Source organism: Azomonas macrocytogenes (assembly GCF_014191985.1).
Lineage (GTDB): Bacteria > Pseudomonadota > Gammaproteobacteria > Pseudomonadales > Pseudomonadaceae > Azomonas > Azomonas macrocytogenes.
On record NZ_JACHXI010000010.1, the window covers coordinates 47,074 to 67,484 of the forward strand.

Sequence of the window (20,411 nt, forward strand, 5' to 3'; positions counted from 1 at the left end):
TTGATTGTCTTTAGCTCGATGTGCCGCGTGGCAGTGCGGCGATTTGCTGTTCTTCATCCAGAACCTCTTCTGCCGCCTGCGTGGCCTGCCGGGCGCGGCGGATTTCCAGGACGGCGTAGGCGGTGCTGCAGAACAGCGAGTTCAGGCGGCGCATGTCGGCGATCAATTCCAGATGGGCGGAGCTGGTTTCCAGGCTGTCCAGCACCTTTTCATGCAGGCGATCCACATGGGCATGGGAGAGGGTACGTTCGTGCTTGCGGAACGAGTGCTTCTGCTCGATCAGTTGCAGCGCGCTGCGTTCGTCACCGCACAGAAATACCGACAGCCCCAGGTGCAGGTTATCCGCCAGCAGGCCGAGCAGCAGACTCAGCTCTTCCAGGTCGAGGGCGGTGAAGGGGCGCAGGCTGCCGGTCTTGGGCTGGCGTAGCTTCTTGGCCATGTGCTCGATGATGTCGCCGGACAGTTCCAGGTTGATCGCCAGTTCGATGATCTGCGCCCAGCGCCAGCTTTCTTCCTCGCTCAGCTCGTCGCGCGGTAACTGCGCCAGGTAGAGTTTGATGGCGCTGTAGAGAGAGTCGATATCGTCGTCCAGGGCACGGATATCCGTGTTCAACTGCGGGCGATCCTCATGCAGCGCCGTGCGCAGGTGGGTCAGCATGCTGTCCACCAGATCGCCGATCCGCAGGCTTTCGCGTACCGCGCTGGCCAGGGCCAGGCTCGGTGTATCCAGCATGCTGTGGTCCAGGTGGCGTGGCTGGGCCACTTTGCTCGGCAGCGTGCGATCGGGCAACAGATGTTCGCAGAGCCTGGCCATTGGCTGGATCAGCGGCAACTGCAACAGGCAGCGCGCACTGTTGTAGGCTAGGTGAAAGCCGATCACCAGGGTCGCCTGGGCAAAGGTGAAGGTCTGCATCCAGGCCGCCAGTGGATCGATGATCGGTAACACCAGCAGGCCGGCCAGCTTGAACAGCAGGTTGCCCAAGGCCAGCTGCCGCGCTGGAGTCGGCTGGACACTGGCGTTCATCCAGGCGATGAAGCCGCTGCCGATGCTGGCGCCGATGACGACGCCAAGCGCCGCTGGCAGGCCGATCAGTCCGGCGCCGGCGAGGGTTGCGGTGAGCAGCACGGCGGCCAGGCTGGAGTAGCTGATCACGGCGAACAGTGCGCCGAACAGCGCCGCCAGCAGGGTATCGCCGGCCAGCGAGGAAAACAGGGCATCGAGCCCATGCGTTTCAGTGATCGGCCGGGCCGCCTGAACGATCAGCTCCAGGGCGAGGATGATCAGGCCCAGCCCGATCAGCACCCGACCCAACTGGCCAAGGCGGGTTTGCCGGCGCGACATGAACAGGCAGACGCCGACCAGCGTCAGCAGCGGCGATAGCCAGGACAGGTTCAATGTCAGCACGCGGGTCATCAGCGCCGTACCCACGTCCGCACCGAGCATGATCGCCAGTGCAGTGGCCAGCGGCACCAGTTTCTGCGCAACGAAGGAGAGTACGAACAGTGCCGTGGCGTTACTGCTCTGCACCAGGGCGGTTACGCCAATGCCGGCACCGAAAGCGAGGTAGGGATTAGTGGTGCTATGGCCGAGGAAACGGCGCAGATGGGCGCCATAGACCCGCATGATCCCGGTGCGCACGATGTGCGTGCCCCAGATCAGCAGGGCGATGGAGGAAAGCAGATGCAAAAGCGTCAGCATGGATGCGGTTCCGGGAGGACAGGATGATCGAATGGCTATGTTACCTGATCGACTGCAAGGTACAGGCCATGGGTCACAAGCCTGAAGCTTACCGCCAGGTTCTGGCAGAATGCGCGGCAATCGCCATGTTTTGCCAAGGATCGCCATGCTCAGCCTCTACCATGCTCCCGATCTGGAAACCCTCGGCGAGCTGGCCACCGCTCTGCTGGGCCAGCCGCAGCGCGACCCGTTCGCGCCGATGCAGGTCGTGGTGCCGAGCCATGGCATGGGGCGCTGGCTGACGCTGCAACTGGCGCGCAGCCAGGGCATCGCCATGCAACTGGAGCTGCTGCTGCCGGCCCGCTATATCTGGGACCTGTCGCGCCTGGTGCTCGGCAAGCTGCCGGAGCAGTCGGCGTTCGCCCCGGCAACCTTGACCTGGCGCCTCTACGGCTGGTTGGCCGAACCGGACAATCTGCCCCGCACACCGCGTCTGGCGCGTTATCTGGACGGCGGCGACGAGCGCCGGCGATTGTCGCTGGCGGCGAAAATCGCCGATGTCTTCGACCAGTATCTGCTCTATCGCGATGACTGGCTGGCTGCCTGGGAGCGTGGCGAATTGCTCGACCTCGGCCCCGACGAAGCCTGGCAAGCGCTGCTCTGGCACGAGCTGACCAAGGACGGTCACCCGCACCGGGCGCGTCTGTTGGGCGATTTGTTGGCGCGCTTGTTCAGTGACAAACCTATCGCCGGGCTACCGGAGCGACTGCTGGTGTTCGGTATCAGCAGTCTGCCGCCGCACCATCTGCGCGTGCTGGAAGGGTTGGCGCGGCATACCGAGGTGGTGATCTGCGCCCTCAATCCGAGCCGCGAAGCCTGGGGCGAGATTCGTGATATCCGCGAGCTGGCGCGGGAAAACGACACTGCTGGCGGTCCCGATGACTGGTATCTGGAAGTCGGCAATCCGCTGCTTGCCAGCCTCGGCAAGCAAGGGCGCGATTTCTTCGACAACCTCTTCGCCCTGCTCGCCGAGGGTGGGCAGGACATCGGCCTTTACAGCGAGGACGAAGACCTGTGCGACGACAGCCTGTTGCGGGCTTTGCAGAACGATATCCTGCGTCTGCGTACCCGGCTGCCCGAGGAACGCATTGCGCTGCGCGAAGATGACCGTTCGCTGGAAGTGCATGTCGCCCATTCGCCGCTGCGCGAGGTGGAAATCCTTCACGATCAGTTGCTGGCCCGCTTCGCCGCCGATCCGACGCTCAGCCCTGACCAGGTGGTGGTGCTGACGCCGGATATCGAAGCTTACGCACCCTTTATCGAAGCGGTGTTTTCCGCCCGTGGCGCCATTTCCGCCGGTACTGCCCGGATTCCCTTTAGTCTGGCCGACCGTAGCCTGCGCGCTGAAACGCCGCTGATCGAAATCTTCCTGGAATTGCTGGCGCTGCCTAATAGCCGCTTTGCCGCCGAAGAACTGCTCGCCTGGTTGCAGCAGCCGGCCATCGCCCGCCGGGCCGGCATCGATGCTGCGGATCTGCCGTTGCTGCGTGACTGGTTGCATATCGCTGGCGTGCGTTGGGGCCGTGATGACGCGCACCGTGCCCGGCTCGGCCTGCCAGCGGACGGTGCGTTCACTTGGCGCCAGGGGTTGGATCGCCTGCTGCTGGGCTTTGCTGCGCCGCCGCAGCTCAGCGCCCAAGCCGCACCGCTGCTGGGCGAGCACTGGCCGCTGGACGCCCTGGAAGGGAGTCGGGCGCAAGTGCTTGGGCGGCTCGTCGAGTTCGTCGAACGCCTTGGTGTGCTGGCCGACCAATTGGCCCGGCCACGCCCGCTCGCTGCCTGGGCCGACAGCTTGCAGGCGCTGCTGGAGCAGCTCTTCGACGAGCGTGAAGCCGGTGACACCCTGCTGCAACTGACCCAGGCCTGCACCGCTCTGCGCGAGCAGGCCAGCGCCAGTGGCCTGACCCGGGCGGTGCCGCTGGAACTGGTACGCCAGCAGTTGGCCGGCGCGCTGGAGCAGGGCGGTGGCGCCGTGGGCTTTCTCACCGGCGCCGTGACCTTCTGTACCATGGTGCCGATGCGCAGCCTGCCGTTCCGGCTGGTCTGCCTGCTGGGGCTGGACGATGGGGTCTTTCCCCGGCGTACCCCGGCCGCCGGTTTCGATCTGGTCGCCCGCCATCCGCGGCGGGGTGATCGCGCCCGGCGTCTGGACGACCGCTACCTGCTGCTGGAAACCCTGTTGTCGGCCCGTGATGCGTTGTATCTGAGCTACGTTGGCCGTGATCCACGCGACAATGCCAGCCTGCCGCCTTCTGTGCTGGTCAACGAGGTGCTGGAGGCCGTCGACCTTACGGTGGCCGCCGTACCGGGCCAGCCCGGCCCGAGCCAGCGCATCATCATCACTCATCCGTTGCAACCCTTTGCCCCTGGCAATTTTGCCGATGGCCGGCATGCCGGCTTCAGCGCTTGCTGGTTCGAGGCCGCTGGTCGGCTGGCCGAGCCGCCTGTCGCGCCCGCGCCCTTTGCCAGCACACTGGATGCGCCCGGCGAGGATTGGCTGAACCTCGAACCGGCGCAATTGATCCGCTACCTGAAACATCCGGCGCGCTTCTTTCTCGAACAGCGTCTGGGCTTGTACCTGCCCGACGCTCAGGAGGCCATTGCGGCCGACGAACCTTTTGAGCTGGAGCCGCCCGCCGGTCGCGCCTTGCGCCAGCTTGCCCTGGATACCATGGAGCGCGGCTGGAGCGATGACGAAGAACGCCGCCTGGCGCTTGCCGCCGGTTGGTTACCGCCTGGCGAACTGGGGCAGGCGCTCTGGGGCCGGCAACGTGGCCCGGTACGCGCCTTCGCTCCGCGTCTATTCGAGGCGCGCCCCACGCAAGCACCGCAACCTTTGCTGGTGGATATCCGCCGTGCCGGTGTGCAGATCCATGGCTGGCTGGACGGGGTCACCCCTACGGGCCTGTTCGGCTGGAAGCTGACCCAGCCGAGTGAATGGGATCTGATCCCGTTCTGGCTGCGACACTTGCTGCTCAATCTCGCCGCCCCGGCAGACATTCGGTGCGAAAGCCGCTTGCTGGCACCGGGCGGCGACTGGCGACTCGGCCCACTGGAGAATGCCGCCGAGCTGCTTGATGCCTGGCTCGACGCCTATCGCAGCGCCCTCTGCGAACCGCTACCGCTGTTCCCGAAAACCAGCCATGCCTTCGCCAAGGCGATCTGCCAACCCAGCACGCGCAGCCAGAAGGATCCACTCCAGGCCGCTCGCGACAAGGCCCGTAGCACCTGGGAAGGCAACGAGCATTTCACCGGCGACGGGCAAGATCCCTGGAATGCTCTGGCCTTTCGCGACCAGGACGTCTTGACCGAGCGTTTCGAGGCGCTGGCCCGACGGCTGCTCGGGCCGGCAATAGAGCAGTTGGCCAAAGAAGAAACCGAGTAATCGGAACGCTTGACGAAACGTCGCCAGACCCTGGCAGTCACACAAGGCGGATGGGTCTTCCGCGCGAGTGGCAACCGCTGGCAAGTGTGCGACCCCTTGGCTGGCGGACACTGGGTACGATCCGGCAAGCGGCTACCGTCGAATGCTGTTCGTCGCAGCCGTTGCGTCGTTTTGCGCAACGCACTATCTATCATTAACGCACATGATATCGAGAGAGGACGAGAGCATGACCACGTCAGATTTCCATGGTGTTTTTCCCTATCTGGTTTCACCGGTGGACGACGATGGTACGGTCCGCGACGCGGTGCTGGCACGTCTGTGCGAGGATCTGATCGCCGCCGGCGTGCATGGGCTGGCACCGCTTGGCTCTACCGGCGAGTTTGCCTACCTGTCGGCGAATCAGCGACGGCGGGTCGTCTCGGTCGTGGTCGAGGCCGCCGCCGGCCGGGTTCCGGTCGTCGCCGGCGTGGCTGCGACCACCATCGCCGATGCCGTCGGCCTGGCGCGCGACTGGAAGCGGATTGGCTGCGATGGCGTACTCGCCATGATCGAGGCCTATTTCCCGCTCGCCGATGATGGTGTCTACGACTATTTCGCCGCCATCGCCCGCGCCACCGACCTGCCGGTGGTGCTCTACACCAACCCCAGCTTCCAGCGTGTCGACCTCAGTCTGTCAGTGATCGAGCGCCTCAGCCATCTCGACACCGTGCGCTATCTCAAGGACGCTTCGGTCAACACCGGCCGCCTGCTGACCATTCTCGACCGCACCGAAGGCCGGCTGGATATCTTCGCCGCTTCCGCCCACATTCCCGCCTGCGTCATGCTGATCGGCGGCAAGGGCTGGATGGCCGGTCCCGCCTGCATCGCCCCGCGCCAGAGCGTCGAACTCTACGAATTCTGCGTACGCGGCGACTGGACTGCCGCCATGGCCCTGCAACGCCGTCTCTGGCGTCTCAACCAGGCTTTCGCCCGCCATAACCTCGCTGCCTGCATCAAGGGTGGGCTGGAACTGCAAGGCTATGAGGTAGGAATCCCGCTGCCACCGCAGGCACCGCTATCGGAGCTGGGCGTAGCGGAGGTGAAAGCGGCGTTGACCGGCATGGGGGCCTTGTAAGAGCGGCCGTGATTGCCCCGGCCTGGCGTCCGCCCGGCAACCGAGACGGGCTTGCCGACAGACGCGCAGGGGTAGGTACAACCCGCCGACGGGGCGCCGACTGATCCAAAAGATTTCATCCGTTCTACAGTGCTCAGCGACGCGGAAACTGCCATAAAATCCGCCACGACGGATCGAAACGCATCGTGCAAATCCTTTCTCCGAGCAGGAACCCCCCGCGCATGAACACTCCCGCCCCCGACCGTGAGGCGCAATGGGATGAATTTCTCCAGCGTTGGCCGCTGGCAAGTCTGGCCACACTGACCTTGCCCGAGTACAGCACGGCGGGCGCTACGGATTGTTTCGTCTACTGGCTGGAGGCGCGAACGGAGAGTCTGGGGTCGATCTGGGGCGGCTCTGCCTTCAAGTTCGGCGTCTATTCGCGGCGCGATACCCGCGAAAAAACGGCCGGCAACGACCGGCGCTACAGCAAAGAATATGCGTGGTACGCCAAGTATGGCGACAGCGCCGAAGCGGCCTTCGCCCGTGTGCGGCAGATTATCGTCGACGTGGCGCAAGCCGCCCGGCAAGGTGATCTGGAGCGGATCGACGCGGCCGATCTGGGCCAGGCTGTGAAGTGGAAGCTGGCTTTTCTCTATCAATCCCGTCGCCAGCCCTGTGTGCTGCCGATCTACTCGTTGCGCGATCTGCGCGCGGCGCTGGAGCAGGAAACCACACTGAAAACCCCCGAGCTGCAACGGCAACTGCTGAGCCAGCGCGACAAGCAGTCGTTGTTCGACCATGCCGATGCCTGCCTGCAACGCTCACGCCGCTGGCAGCAGCGGGAATCTCTCAGCGAACAGGCCATGGCGTATTTCGCCGAACAGCCGGAGCGTTTCTATCCTATCGATATCACCCGGAAAATGGCCGGTTATCGCCTGGCCAATGGCCGGCCCCTGGCCTTGCTGCGCGATGGCAAGCGCTTGCTGGTTTTCCTCCAGCCCGGGCCTTGGCAGGAACTGCCGATCACGGCGTCCTGGCGGCTCGAAACCTATCCGGCGGAGCGTTCCCGGCCCGACAAACTGTCTTCCTATATTTCCGAGCTGGGTATGGGCTATCCAGCGATTGCCGCAGTGCTGCCTGATCTAGCGGCGCTGCAAGCTCTTTGCCTGGCTTATGAAACCGATGGCAACGACACGCCGCCGGAGCAGATGCCGGCGGCGAATCCGTTTCTCAACCAGATCCTGTTCGGGCCACCGGGTAGTGGCAAGACCCATGCAGCCATCGATGCCGCCCTGGAAATTCTCGCTCCCGAGTCGCTGCAATTGGAACGTGCGCAGCGCAAGGCCCGTTTCGACGCCTTGGTGGCGAATGGACAGGCGCGCTTCGTCACCTTTCACCAGAGCTTCAGCTACGAGGATTTCGTCGAAGGCTTGCGCGCCGTCACCACGGCCGACCGGCAACTGGAATACCGGATCGAACCGGGCATCTTCAAACGCCTGTGCGATGCGGCGCGTGGCGCGCCTGAACCTTACGTACTGGTGATCGACGAGATCAACCGGGGCAACGTCTCACGCATTTTCGGCGAGCTGATCACCCTGATCGAGCCATCCAAGCGCGCGGGCACTGCCGAAGCCTTGAGCGTCGCGCTGCCGTATTCGAAAGACTCGTTCAGCGTGCCGGCCAACGTCCATCTGGTTGGCACCATGAACACTGCCGACCGTTCGCTGGCTGGGCTGGATATTGCCCTGCGCCGGCGCTTCGTGTTCCGCGAAATGCCGCCGCGGCCGGAATTGCTGGATACGGTAGACGTCGACGGCGTGAATATCGGCCAACTGCTGCGGGTGCTGAACCTGCGCATCGAAAGACTGCTGGATCGCGACCACTGTCTTGGTCACGCCTACTTCATGCCGTTGGCGCAGGAGCGCACCCTGGCGCGGCTTGAGCTGATCTTTCGCAACCAGGTGCTGCCGCTTTTGCAGGAATATTTCTTCGAAGACTGGCAGCGCATCCACTGGGTCCTGAACGATCAGCGCAAGGCGCTGGAAAACCGCTTCATCTATCAGCGCAACCAGGATCTGCTGGCCTTGTTCGGCGAGGATGTGAGCCTTTCCGAGCACGATCTGCCCTGGAGTCTCAACGAGGCGGCATTCCGGCGGATCGAAGCGTACCGGGGTATCGTCGATCATCGTCAGGCCGCATGAAGCCGCTGGTTAGCGTCCGCGAATATGCCCGGCTAACCACCGAGGCGGTGCCGTCTTCGCTGGATCGCGCGCACATTTCCGTCACTGCCTTCGACTGGCTGTGCCGGTTGAACGAGTCGTTCAGCCGGGCGGGTGCGGCACTGGTGCAGGTCGAGGGCCGACGCTGGCTCAAGCTGGACAATTACGTCGGTGTGCTGGAAACGCCCTGTGGCACCCGCCTGGAAATTCTGCCCAAGCATATCGAGGCGGATACCTGTCTTGCCCAGAGCCGCCTGTTGCTGCGTCGGATGATCCAGGCTGCGCTCGATCTGCCGACTCGCGAAGCCGGGCCGGCCGCGCTGGAGCTGTTCGACGCACCGACCTCGGAGTGGGTGATGCGGCAATTCCTGCAAGCGCTGGATTACCTGCTCAAGCGCGGTCTGCGCTTCGATTATCGGCGCGTCGAGCAGGAACAGCGCTTTCTGCGCGGCCAACTCAATGTCGCAGCGCAGCTGCGCCAACCGCCGGGACGCCAGCAACGCTTTCAGATCCGCCACGACCTATTCCTGCCGGACCGGGCCGAAAACCGCCTGCTCCGGCTGGCTCTGGATCGCGTCTGCCAGACCACCCAGGAATCCGGCAACTGGCGTCTGGCCCACGAACTGCGCGGCCTGCTGCTGGAAATTCCACCCAGTCGCCAGATCCGCGAAGACCTGCGTGCCTGGCGTAACGACCGGTTGATGACCCACTACCAGCCGGTCAAACCCTGGTGCGAGCTGATCATCAACCAGCAAATGCCGCTAGCGGTCGCCGGGGCCTGGCAAGGCCTGAGCCTGCTGTTCCCCATGGAAAAACTCTTTGAACGCTACGTCGCCACCTGGCTGAAGCAGGCGCTGCCGAACACTGCACGCCTGACCACGCAAGCGACGGGTAAGTATTTATGCGGCCATGACGGTGGCCGCATCTTTCGCCTGCAGCCGGACCTGCTGGTACAGCGCGGTGAGCAGCGCTGGGTGCTGGATACCAAATGGAAACGCCTGGACACCACGAACCGGAGCGACAACTACGGCCTGGACCAGGCCGATTTCTATCAGATGTTCGCCTATGGCCGGCAATATCTCGCAGGGCAGGGTGAACTGATCCTGATCTATCCGCGCCGGGCGGCGTTCCGCGAGGCGTTGGCGCCGTTCGGATTCGGTGACGGAATGCGCTTGTGGGTGCTGCCGTTCGATCTGGAAAGCGAGGAGTTGATTGGCGTAGCGCAAACCACCTTACCCATGAGCACTTGAGCTTGGATTGGGCTGGTCAGTCGCGTCTCAGCGCAAAAGCAGTTCTTCGAAAAACCGGGCATCGTCCAGATTGTGCTGGCGCTGTTCCTTGAGCCACTGCTTGAGCGCCTGAGGGTTTTCCAGCGCCTGGCGTTCCAGCTTCAAATGCTGGATGTCGTCGCGCAAGTGGCGGATCTGCATGTCGATTTTGCGGGTCAGCCGGGTTGGCGAAACGGCGGCAGAGGATTGGATGACGAAGCGCATCCTGAATGCCTGTTCTTCCGCGCGCACCTCATGCTGGAGCTCGGCAAGCTGGTTGGCCAGCATCCGGTTGTAGTGCTTGAGACGGTCTTCGGCGAGGTTGTCGAGCCGATGCTGGTCGATCTGCTCGATTTCCAGTTGCAGTTGCAGCAGTTCGAGCAGGTTGCCGGCTTTGTAGGCTTGATTGGCCCGTTGCATCTGGGCGGTCTTGCGCTGGCGCTCGGCGGTATCGGTTTCCCGGTCGGGGTGCAGGCTGCTGGCCAGCTTGCGGTAGATTTCCCGTACCGACTGGCTGGCCTGCCGGGCTTCCTCTTCCTGGCGTCGCTGCCGGGCGGATGGTTTGTCTGCCTGGCGCTGGTCGGTGCTGCCGCCGCTGGCCTGGAGTTGTTCGGCCATCCTTTCCATGAAGTCGGGCGCACCCGGTTGCAGCAACTCATCTTCCTGATCCTTGATACCGAAGAGTGTTTCCAGTACTTCCTTGAAGGTTTCCTCATCATGTCGCTGCTGGTGGTCGTAGTCGACGCCGCTGTGCTTTTGGTAGAGGGCTTTCAGGGCGGCCGGGTCGTCGGCGCTTTCCAGCAACTGGGTCACCAGATCGCAGATCGTGTCGCGCAGGGTTTCGCGCTCGGCCTTGGCCAGCTTGACACGGCCACTGGTCTGGTCGAGAAATTCCAGCAGTTCGGTCTGCTGCTGCCGGTAATCATCGAGCAACGGCTTGAAGGTGTCGCTCCAGCGTTGCTGGTAAGCGGGGATCGCCGCCTGCCAGGCTTCGAGCAGTCGCCGCTGTTTGTCGATCCTGCCGATCAGGCTGTTGAATTTCTTCTGTCCGCTGGACAGCTTGCATTGCTCGGTCTGGGGATTGATCTTGAGCGATTTTTCCTTGTCGGCCATGTGTCGTTCCTCATCGGTGACTACCGTGGTGAGCCCGGTAGCCGATTCGGCCGTCCAGCAGCGTGTAGTGCACCAACCCCGGCAGCTGCTGGCCGATGAAGGGGCAGTTGCGGCCTTTCGAGAACCAGTTTTCCCCGGCCAGCGTGCTGGCTTCGGGGTCGAACAGCAGCAGGTCGGCGGGAGCGCCTACCGCCAGTTGCCCGACGGGCAGGCGCAGGGCTGCGGCCGGGCCGCAGCTCAGCCGGGCGAGCAGGGTTGGCAGATCGAGCAGGCCGTCCCGGACCAGGGTCATGGCCAGCGGCAGCAGGATGTCCACGCTGCTGATGCCCGGCTCGGTTTCGCCGAATGGGGCCTGCTTGGCGTCTGCTTCGTGGGGCTGGTGGTGGCTGGCGATGGCCGAGATCACGCCGGATTTCACCGCTTCGCGCAGGCCGTCGCGGTCGGCCTGGGTGCGCAGGGGCGGCTGCACATGGTAAAGGCTGGAAAAATCGCGCAGCGCCTCGTCGGTCAGGATCAGCTGGTACATCGCCACATCCGCGGTGACCGGCAGGCCGCGCGCCTGGGCCTCGGCGATCATTTGGGCGCCGCGAGCGCTGCTCAGCTGGCTGAAATGGGCGCGTACCCCGGCTTCTTCCACCAGCAGCAGTTGCCGGGCCAGGGCCACGGTTTCGGCGCTTTCGGGAATCCCGGCGAGGCCAAGGAAGCTGGCGGTCGCGCCTTCATGGGCCAGGCCGCCGACGGCCAGGTCGCGGTCCTGGGAGTGGAGTACCACGCACAGATCAAAGGTGGCCGCGTATTCCAGGGCGCGGCGCAGGCTGCGGGTATCACTGAATTCGACCAGGCCGTTGCCGAAGGCGACGCAGCCGGCGTCGCGCAGGGTGACCAGTTCGGCCAGTTGTTCACCGGCCAGCTCCTTGCTGAGCGCGCCGATGGGGAAGACCTTGGTGCGGGCGGATTCGCGAGCCCGGTCGAGGATCAGCTCGGCGACCGCCGGGGTGTCCAGTACGGGGTTGGTCTCGGGCGGGCAGCACAGGCTGGTCACGCCACCGGCGACGGCGGCGAGTGTTTCGCTGGCGATGGTGCCTTTGCGGCTGTAACCCGGTTCGCGCAGGGACACGGAGAGATCGACCAGGCCGGGAGCCACCACCAGTCCTCGCGCATCGAGGGTTTCGTCCGCAGCGAAGCCGGCCGGTGCGTTGGCGATGGCCGCGATCCGCCCATTATCGATATAGAGATCGGCGCGCTGGTCCAGTCCGCTGGCCGGATCGATCAGCCGGCCACCGAGGATATGGATACGCATCAGTTCTGCTCCTCGACGTCCTGATTGAGTTGTCGTTGCGTGGCTTGGCCGCTCATGGCCATGGACAGCACTGCCATGCGGATGGCGATGCCGTAGGTGACCTGGTTGAGGATCACCGAGTGGCTGCCGTCAGCCACTGCCGATTCGATCTCGACACCGCGGTTGATCGGGCCGGGATGCATGACGATAGCCGTGGGGCTGGCCAGGGCGAGGCGCTGGCTGGTCAGGCCGTAGAGGCGGTAGAACTCGCCCTGGCTGGGCAGCAGGCCGCTCTGCATGCGTTCGCGTTGCAGACGCAGCATGATGATTACATCGACGCCCGCCAGCCCTTCTTGCATGTCATGGAACACGCGCACGCCGTATTGTTCGAGACCGGCCGGCAGCAAGGTCTGCGGGCCAATCACGCGGATGTCCGGGCAACCCAGGGTCTTGAGCGCCAGCATGTCGGAGCGTGCCACGCGCGAATGCAGGATATCGCCGACGATGGCCACCGAGAGGTTCTCGAAGCTGCCCTTGTGCCGGCGGATGGTGAGCATGTCCAGCATGCCCTGGGTCGGGTGTGCGTGGCGACCGTCGCCGCCGTTGATCACCGCCACGTCCGGGCAGACGTGCTCGGCGATGAAGTGCGCAGCACCGGATTCGGCGTGGCGGACCACGAACATGTCGGCGGCCATGGCTTCCAGGTTGCGCAGGGTATCGAACAGGGTTTCGCCCTTGCTGGTGGAAGAGGTGGAGACGTTCAGGGTGATGACATCGGCGGACAGCCGCTGGGCGGCCAGTTCGAAGGTGGTGCGGGTGCGGGTGGAGTTCTCGAAGAACACATTGCACACCGTCTTGCCGCGTAGCAGCGGGACCTTTTTCACCGCGCGGGCGCCGACTTCCAGGAAGGAGTCGGCCGTATCGAGGATTTCGTCGAGCAACTCGCGCGGCAGGCCGTCGAGGGAAAGAAAGTGGCGCAGCTGGCCGTTGTCGTTCAATTGCAGCGGGCGCTTGGCGTCGGTCGGCGACATCGCGAGGGGCCTCATTGGCTGGCGAGGGTGTTCAGTTCGAGGGTGAGTGGTGTGGGGCCGAGCAATTTTACCCGTTCGTCGGGCTTGAGCGACAGTGTAGCCCCGACTACGTCGGGACGGATGGGCAACTCGCGCGAATCCAGGTCGAGCAGGCAGACCAGCGTCACGCTGGCCGGACGGCCGTAGTCGAAGAGTTCGTTCATGGCCGCGCGAATGGTCCGGCCGCTCATCAGGACATCGTCGATCAGCACCAGGTGCTGGCCTTCCACCTCGAACGGCAAGGCCGAGGGCTGGACCTGGGGATGCAGGCCTTTTTGCGTGAAGTCGTCGCGATAGAAAGACACATCCAGCATGCCCAGCGGTTCGTCGCGCTCGAGCTCGGCCAACAGGGCCTGGGCGACCCAGACGCCACCGGTGCGGATACCGATGAAGCGGGCGTCCTTTAGCGCGTGTGCAGAGAGATGGCGAGTCAGGGTGGTGGCCATTTCTGGCAAGAGTTGCTCGGGGTTCGGCAACATCATGGGATCTCCTCGGAAGCCTGCGTCAGGCGCAGGCATGTTCGGTCAGCCAGCTTTCCAGCAGCAGGGCGGCCGCCAGTGCATCGACCGGTCGGGTACGATAATCGCCATGTTGTCCCTGGCGCATGCGCTGGCCCTTGGCTTCGAAAGTGGTCAGGCGCTCGTCCTGGGTGTGGACCGGCAGGTTGAAGCGGCCATTGAGGCGGCGGGCGAACTTCTCGGCGCGCGCGCTCATGGCACTGGGCGTACCGTCCATGTTCAGCGGCAGGCCTACGATCAGTGCGTCGGGTTGCCATTCGCGCAGCAGTGCTTCGATCCTGCTCCAGTCCGGTATGCCGTCCTGCGCCTTGAGCACGCACAGTTCGCGCGCCTGGCCGGTGATGGCCTGGCCCACGGCTACGCCGATCTGGCGCGTGCCGTAGTCGAACCCCAGCAGCAGGCGCAGCTCGCTCATGCGTGACCAGCCTGGGTACTGAGCAGGCTGAGGTCGATGCCCATGGACATCGCGGCTGCATTCAGGCGCTGATCGTAGGGGAGTTCGAACAGGATGTCGTCCGTGGCGGGACAGGTGAGCCAGGCATTGTCGATCAATTCCTGTTCCAACTGCCCGGCTTCCCAGCCGGCATAGCCGAGCGCGATCAGGTGACGGTCCGGTCCATGGCCATCGGCGATGGCGAACAGCACGTCCTGGGAAGTGGACAGGCTCCGCGACTCCAGCGCCAGGGTAGCCAGGTATTGCGGGCCGGCCGGATGCAGGACGAAGCCACGCTCGGTCTGCACCGGACCGCCGGAGAAGATCGGCAGGCTGCGGCAGAGCGCCGGAGGCTCGCTGTCGGGACGCAATTGTTCCAGCACGTCGGCCAGGCTGAGACCGCTTGGTCGGTTGACGATCAACCCCATCGCGCCTTCCGGGCCATGTTCCACCATATAGACCAGCGCATGCGCGAAGTCGGGATCGTCCATGTGCGGCATGGCGATCAGGAAATGGTGTTTGAGGTAGTGGGGTTCGGTGTTCTTCATGGCAGCTAGCTTAAGGGTTGCAGGCGCTACAAGCTACAGGCGCTTCCGGAGCTCGATGCCTATTTGCTCGACAGTCGGTCGCCGCCCTCGAAGCGCCAGGTACGGATGATTTCGACCTGATCGTAGCGCTTGGCCAATTCTCCGATGAATGGTGCGAAAGGCGCCGCCAGGCGGACGATCCGGATGGCGGCACTGTCGAGTACCGGTTTGCCGGATGATTCGAGAATCTGCAGCTCTGCGACGGTGCCATCCCGATTTACGGTCACCAATAGCCGCAGGTGGCCGTAGATCTGGTTTCGTCTGGCTTCTTCGGGATAGTTGAGGTTACCGATCCGTTCGACTTTCTTGCGCCATTCGTCGCGATACCAGGCGCTGATATCGCGCATGGTGGCTGCGCTGTTCTGGCGGCTGACCCGGGGACGCTTGGCATAGCGCTCGATGTCCTGGGCCAGCTCGGCTTCCAGGCTGGAAATCTCGGCGCTAAGGCGAGAGCTGTCGAAGATCGGGGCCGGGCGGGACGCCTGTTTCGGGTGAGCCTGCGCCGGTTCGATCGGCACCTTGTCCCGCTGCCTGGCTTGACTGGTCACGACGGTTCTGGATGGCTCCGGTTTGATCGCTTCCGGCGGTGCCGCTGGCGGCGTGACCTTGCGGATTTCATTGTCCTGGAACAGAGCTTGCTGATTGGTGCGCGGGGCGGTTTTCTTTTCTTGGGTACCGCTGCCCTGCTGGTTTTCCTGGGCGATGAAGTCGGCTTCTTCCGGCTTTTTGTCACTCTTGAACGTAGCCAGGGTGATTTCCAGGGTCTTGCTTGGCTGGCTCGGTGGCTGCAACGAGAATCCAACGCCCAGGATCAGGGCGAGATGCGCGGCGATGGCCAGGCAGAGTGCCGGGCCGAGCCGGCCCTGCGAGCTGGCGCCAGCCGCTTGCGGAACGAGTTGTGGCAAGGCTGCATTCATCATGGTTCGGGTCGGTGCGAGTGACGTGCAGTCTGCCCGACGCTTGGTGGGAAGTCCATGCGGTGGATCCCATCCTGTTGGCATCGGGCGACCAGCTGGCGACGGCGGTGTCCGGGCGCGTCAGCCCTTGCCCAGCTTGCCGGCGATCATGTCCATCAGGCGGTCACCGATGCGCGTGTCGAAAGCGCTGTCGATCTCGCGGATACAGGTCGGGCTGGTGATATTGATCTCGGTGAGGTAACTGCCGATCACGTCCAGACCGACGAACAACAAGCCGCGCTTGCGCAGTTCCGGGCCGATCAGGGCGGCGATCTCGCGGTCGCGCTCGGACAGCGGTTGCGCCACGCCATGGCCGCCAGCCGCCAGGTTGCCACGGGTTTCGCCGACCGCCGGGATGCGCGCCAGGCAATAGGGCACAGGCTCGCCGTCGATCATCAGGATGCGTTTGTCGCCATTCTTGATTTCCGGGATATACCGTTGGGCCATGATCTGGCGGCTACCGTGTTCGGTCAGGATTTCGAGGATCACCGACAGGTTCGGATCGCCCTCGCGGTGACGAAAGACCGAAGCCCCGCCCATTTCATCCAATGGTTTGAGAATGACATCACGCTGGGTTTGCGCAAACTCGCGCAAGATATCGGCTCGCCGGCTGACGAGGGTCGGCGACATGCATTGCGGGAACTGGGTGGCGAAGAATTTCTCGTTGCAGTCGCGCAGGCTGCGCGGGCTGTTGACGATGAGCGTACCGGCTTGTTCGGCCAGCTCCAGCAGGTAGGTCGCGTAGACGTATTCGCTGTTGAAGGGCGGGTCCTTGCGCATGAGGATGACATCGAGCTCGGCCAGTGCGGCATCGGTTTCCTCTTCCAGTTCGAACCAGCGCTGTGGATCCAGGAAGACTTTCAGCGGGCGCATCCTGGCCCGGGCTTGGCCTTCGAGGAGGTAGAGATCGTGCTGCTCCATGTAGTACAGCGACCAGCCACGGGTCTGGGCCGCCAGCAACATGGCCAGCGAGCTGTCCTTCTTGAAGGCGATATGCGCGATTGGATCCATGACGATCCCGACGCGAACGCTCATGAGAAACCTCCGGGTAATGGCGGCTGAATTGCCTGGATATGAAAAGTTGCCGCAGATTGGCGCTGGCATGGTAGGGGGGTCAAGAGAAATCGAGCTCCTTTCCATTCGCGGCGATGCCGCATGGATTGGGCGAAACCATCGGCAGGCAGGCCTTTGGCATACACTGGTAAGTGCTGCAGACACTATTCACCGAGGCAATGGTAGGGGCGAAATGGAACAGCATTCCAACGAATTGAGGGTCATGGTGATCGACGATTCGAAAACGATCCGGCGCACCGCGGAAACCTTGCTGAAAAAGGTCGGGTGCGCTGTCATCACGGCAGTCGACGGCTTCGACGCGCTGGCCAAGATTGCCGACACCCATCCGCACATCATCTTCGTGGACGTCATGATGCCCAGGCTGGATGGCTACCAGACCTGTGCGCTGATCAAGAACAACGACACCTTCAAGTCCACCCCCGTGATCATGCTTTCTTCGAAGGACGGCCTTTTCGACAAGGCCAAGGGACGCATCGTGGGCTCGGATCAATACCTGACCAAGCCATTCAGCAGGGAAGAGTTGCTGGGTGCTATAAAGGCCCATGTTCCAGATTTTGCACCGGTCGGGCTGGTATGAACCAGACCGCTTGCACTTCGCTACCTGTTTGAGGAGGACAGCATGGCCCGTATCCTGATCGTCGACGATTCGCCCACCGAAATGTACAAGCTGACCGCCATGCTCGAAAAACACGGCCATCAGGTTCTCAAGGCGGAGAACGGGGCGGATGGCGTGGCCCTGGCGCGCCAGGAAAAGCCCGATGCGGTGCTCATGGATATCGTGATGCCCGGCTTGAACGGCTTCCAGGCCACGCGCCAGCTTTCCAAGGATGCCCAGACCGGCAATATCCCGGTGATCATCGTCACCACCAAGGATCAGGAGACCGACGAAGTATGGGGCAAGCGCCAGGGAGCCAGGGATTACTTGGTCAAGCCGGTCGACGAGGCCACGCTGCTCAAGACGCTCAATGCCGTACTGACACGTTGATGGCATTGGGCATGACTGATACGGACCCTGTCACGGGCGACTCGCCAACGCCGTTTCAGCGGCTGAAGGGGATCGATAGCCGCTGTCGTGCGCTCGCGGCAGGGTTGCCGCTACGCCAGAATGCCACCCATACCTGGGGGGGAATCGGTTTTCGCATGGGTGAGCGGTTCTATGTCGCGCCTCTCGAGGAAATCGGCGAAATATTGCGCGAGCCGCGCTATACGCCATTGCCGGGGGTGAAGAGCTGGGTCAGGGGCGTTGCCAACGTCCGCGGTCGTTTGTTGCCGGTTATCGATCTGTGTCGCTACTTCGGTTTCGAATTGTCCTCCGCGTACCGGCAGCGACGGACCATGGTGCTGGAATCAGGCGGTGTATTCGCTGGCCTGATCGTCGATGAAGTGCTCGGCATGCAGCATTTTCCGGTCGAGGCGTTTTCCGAACACCCGCCGGCGGTCGAGGCGTCGATCCAGCCTTTCTTGCATGGGGCGTTCCGGCGCGAGCAGTTCTGGTTGGTGTTCAGTCCGTATGCGCTGGCCAGACACCAGGACTTTCTGAATGTAGGTCTTTGAGCTTTCGGGTACAGGCAGTTGCCGAGTCCGGTTTTGATGGTTATGGAAAGGGCCAGGCGAGGGCCGATGATGCACAAGAACTTGAATGCGAGTGCCCTGTTGGCCGGCATGCGGAACAACAGGCTGGTGACTTTCCTGTTTTTCGTACTGATCGTCTCCACAGTGCTGTTGTCCGCGAATTTTGCCTATGTCGGCACGTTGGCTGGCTATGACAACGAATACATGCGCAATGCGGGAGAGCTGCGGATGATCTCCCAGCGAATTGCTACCAATGCGGTAGAGGCTTCGGCCGGAACCCCCGAGGCGTTCCAGAAGCTTCGCGAGGCGCGTGGTGATTTTCAGCAACGCTGGGATGTCATCCTGCACGGTGACGAAAACCTCGGCCTGCCGGCAGTACCGACTACCCTGGCACCCAGCATCGAGGCCGTGCAGCAGGACTGGAATGTGCTGCGCAAGAATACCGATGCGATCATCGGGCAGGAGCAAACGGTATTGGCCCTGCACCAACTGGCTGACAACCTGACCAGGATCGTTCCGCAGCTGCAGGCCGAATACGAGGATATCGTTGATATCCTGCTGGCCAGAAATGCCCCGGCCGCACAGATTGCCGTTGCCCAGCGCCAGTCGTTGCTGGCCGAACGTATTCTCGGATCGAGCAACCGGCTGCTCGCGGGCGGGCAGGATGCGCAGCAGGCGGCCGAAGCCTTCAACCGCGATATCAGCCAGTTCGGCCAGGTGCTTGATGGCATGCTGCAAGGCAGTCAACCCCAGGGGATCGTCATGGTTACCGAGCGAGATGCACGTGCGCGCCTCGACAGGGTAGCCAAACTGTTCCAGTCGGTTTCCGGGCCGGCCGAGAAAATTCTTGGCAGCTCTGCCGAGCTGCAGCAGGTGCGTGAGTCTGCGCATGCCCTTTTCGGTGTCTCGAATGCGTTGCTCGACAAGGTATCGTTGCTGCTCCAGGGCCTGGAGATGCGTGTCGAAGGCCGCAGGATCTACAGCTTCATCGGCTATGGACTGGCTGCGCTGGTGCTGGTTTCGATCATGCTCATTGGCCTGGTCATCGTACGCCAGGCACGGCGCCGGCTGAACGAGACCGCCGAGAAGAACGACCGCAACCAGGCAGCCATTCTGCGCCTGCTCGACGAGATTGCCGACCTTGCCGATGGCGATCTCACGGTAACGGCCACCGTGACCGAGGACTTTACCGGGGCCATCGCCGACTCGATCAACTATTCGATAGATCAGCTGCGCGAGCTGGTGCAGACCATCAACCAGACTGCCGTACAGGTGGCCTCTGCGGCAGAGCAGACTCAGGCGACCGCTACCCATCTGGCCGAGGCTTCCAAGCACCAGGCGCAGGAAATCGCCGGAGCCTCTGCCGCGATCAACGAAATTGCCGTCTCGATCGACCAGGTATCGGCCAACGCGCTGGAATCCGCTGCCGTGGCGGAGCGCTCCGTGGCCATCGCCAACAAGGGCAACGAAGTAGTGCACAACACCATTGCCGGCATGGATAACATCCGCGAGCAGATCCAGGATACGTCCAAGCGGATCAAGCGGTTGGGTGAGTCGTCCCAGGAAATCGGCGACATCGTCGGCCTGATCGACGATATCGCCGACCAGACCAACATCCTCGCCTTGAACGCGGCAATCCAGGCATCCATGGCCGGTGATGCCGGCCGTGGTTTCGCTGTGGTCGCCGATGAGGTGCAGCGTCTTGCCGAGCGCTCTTCGGCCGCGACCAAGCAGATCGAGGCACTGGTCAAGACCATCCAGAGTGACACCAACGAGGCGGTGATCTCCATGGAGCAGACCACGGCAGAAGTCGTGCGCGGAGCTCATCTCGCCCAGGATGCGGGCGTTGCCCTGGAGGACATCGAAAAGGTCTCCAGAACGCTGGCAGCGCTGATCCAGAACATCTCCAATGCCGCCCGCCAGCAAACCTCTTCGGCAAGCCATATTTCCAGCACCATGAACGTGATCCGGGAAATCACTTCACAGACTTCGGCCGGTACCACCGCCACCGCCAGAAGTATCGGCAACTTGACGCAACTGGCCAGCGAGATGCGCCGTTCGGTTTCCGATTTCACCTTGCCGCAAACCCGGCGTCCGTTGTGA

17 protein-coding genes are annotated in these 20,411 nt (G+C 63.2%); 8 read left to right on the forward strand and 9 right to left on the reverse strand.

Going from position 1 to position 20,411, the window contains the following annotated elements; translation table 11 throughout:
• Positions 1–10: 10 nt before the first annotated feature.
• Entirely contained in the window at positions 11–1,699 is a 1,689-nt protein-coding gene (locus FHR87_RS10960; RefSeq protein ID WP_183166770.1) for a Na/Pi cotransporter family protein, read from the reverse strand.
• Between the two features lie 145 nt (positions 1,700–1,844).
• On the opposite strand from FHR87_RS10960, the gene recC reads away from it, so the two are divergent.
• The 4 genes from recC (at position 1,845) to FHR87_RS10980 (ending at position 9,688) form a co-directional block, all read left to right on the forward strand.
• The gene (gene recC, locus FHR87_RS10965; RefSeq protein ID WP_183166771.1) at positions 1,845–5,123 is read left to right on the forward strand and encodes an exodeoxyribonuclease V subunit gamma; all 3,279 of its coding nucleotides are present in this window, start codon (positions 1,845–1,847) and stop codon (positions 5,121–5,123) included.
• Positions 5,124–5,349: 226 nt separating this feature from the next.
• The gene (locus FHR87_RS10970; RefSeq protein ID WP_183166772.1) at positions 5,350–6,237 is read left to right on the forward strand and encodes a dihydrodipicolinate synthase family protein; all 888 of its coding nucleotides are present in this window, start codon (positions 5,350–5,352) and stop codon (positions 6,235–6,237) included.
• A gap of 221 nt (positions 6,238–6,458) precedes the next feature.
• Positions 6,459–8,420: an McrB family protein gene (locus FHR87_RS19640; protein ID WP_183166773.1), complete on the forward strand. Its 1,962-nt coding sequence runs from the start codon at positions 6,459–6,461 to the stop codon at positions 8,418–8,420.
• Positions 8,417–9,688, forward strand: coding sequence for an McrC family protein (locus FHR87_RS10980; RefSeq protein ID WP_183166774.1), 1,272 nt, complete (start codon positions 8,417–8,419; stop codon positions 9,686–9,688). The genes FHR87_RS19640 and FHR87_RS10980 overlap by 4 nt, the downstream gene beginning before the upstream one ends.
• Before the next feature lie 27 nt (positions 9,689–9,715).
• Here FHR87_RS10980 and FHR87_RS10985 read toward each other — a convergent pair whose 3' ends face one another.
• The 8 genes from FHR87_RS10985 to gshB all read right to left on the reverse strand — a co-directional run bounded on the left by FHR87_RS10985 (position 9,716) and on the right by gshB (position 16,697).
• A complete protein-coding gene (locus FHR87_RS10985; RefSeq protein WP_183166775.1) occupies positions 9,716–10,819 on the reverse strand; it encodes a J domain-containing protein in 1,104 nt (367 codons plus the stop codon).
• Between the two features lie 10 nt (positions 10,820–10,829).
• Positions 10,830–12,119 carry a dihydroorotase gene (locus FHR87_RS10990; RefSeq protein ID WP_183166776.1) on the reverse strand — a complete coding sequence of 430 codons (1,290 nt, stop codon included), beginning with the start codon at positions 12,117–12,119 and terminating at the stop codon, positions 10,830–10,832.
• A complete protein-coding gene (locus FHR87_RS10995) occupies positions 12,119–13,129 on the reverse strand; it encodes an aspartate carbamoyltransferase catalytic subunit (protein WP_183166777.1) in 1,011 nt (336 codons plus the stop codon). Before FHR87_RS10995 ends, FHR87_RS10990 begins: the two co-directional genes overlap by 1 nt.
• 11 nt (positions 13,130–13,140) lie before the next feature.
• Positions 13,141–13,650 carry a bifunctional pyr operon transcriptional regulator/uracil phosphoribosyltransferase PyrR gene (pyrR, locus tag FHR87_RS11000; protein ID WP_183166778.1) on the reverse strand — a complete coding sequence of 170 codons (510 nt, stop codon included), beginning with the start codon at positions 13,648–13,650 and terminating at the stop codon, positions 13,141–13,143.
• Positions 13,651–13,672: 22 nt separating this feature from the next.
• Positions 13,673–14,101, reverse strand: coding sequence for a Holliday junction resolvase RuvX (ruvX, locus tag FHR87_RS11005; protein WP_183166779.1), 429 nt, complete (start codon positions 14,099–14,101; stop codon positions 13,673–13,675).
• Positions 14,098–14,667, reverse strand: coding sequence for a YqgE/AlgH family protein (locus FHR87_RS11010; RefSeq protein WP_183166780.1), 570 nt, complete (start codon positions 14,665–14,667; stop codon positions 14,098–14,100). Before FHR87_RS11010 ends, ruvX begins: the two co-directional genes overlap by 4 nt.
• Positions 14,668–14,726: 59 nt before the next feature.
• Entirely contained in the window at positions 14,727–15,623 is an 897-nt protein-coding gene (locus FHR87_RS11015; protein WP_183166841.1) for an energy transducer TonB, read from the reverse strand.
• Between the two features lie 120 nt (positions 15,624–15,743).
• Complete coding sequence (gene gshB / locus FHR87_RS11020; protein WP_183166781.1) at positions 15,744–16,697, reverse strand: glutathione synthase; 954 nt, start codon at positions 16,695–16,697, stop codon at positions 15,744–15,746.
• A 211-nt stretch (positions 16,698–16,908) separates the two neighbouring features.
• Between gshB and pilG the strand changes: the two genes are divergently transcribed.
• The 4 genes from pilG (at position 16,909) to FHR87_RS11040 (ending at position 20,411) form a co-directional block, all read left to right on the forward strand.
• A complete protein-coding gene (pilG, locus tag FHR87_RS11025) occupies positions 16,909–17,313 on the forward strand; it encodes a twitching motility response regulator PilG (protein WP_183166782.1) in 405 nt (134 codons plus the stop codon).
• Between the two features lie 42 nt (positions 17,314–17,355).
• Positions 17,356–17,721 carry a twitching motility response regulator PilH gene (gene pilH, locus FHR87_RS11030; protein WP_183166783.1) on the forward strand — a complete coding sequence of 122 codons (366 nt, stop codon included), beginning with the start codon at positions 17,356–17,358 and terminating at the stop codon, positions 17,719–17,721.
• Between the two features lie 11 nt (positions 17,722–17,732).
• A complete protein-coding gene (locus FHR87_RS11035) occupies positions 17,733–18,290 on the forward strand; it encodes a chemotaxis protein CheW (protein WP_183166784.1) in 558 nt (185 codons plus the stop codon).
• 69 nt (positions 18,291–18,359) lie between these two features.
• Complete coding sequence (locus tag FHR87_RS11040; RefSeq protein WP_183166842.1) at positions 18,360–20,411, forward strand: methyl-accepting chemotaxis protein; 2,052 nt, start codon at positions 18,360–18,362, stop codon at positions 20,409–20,411.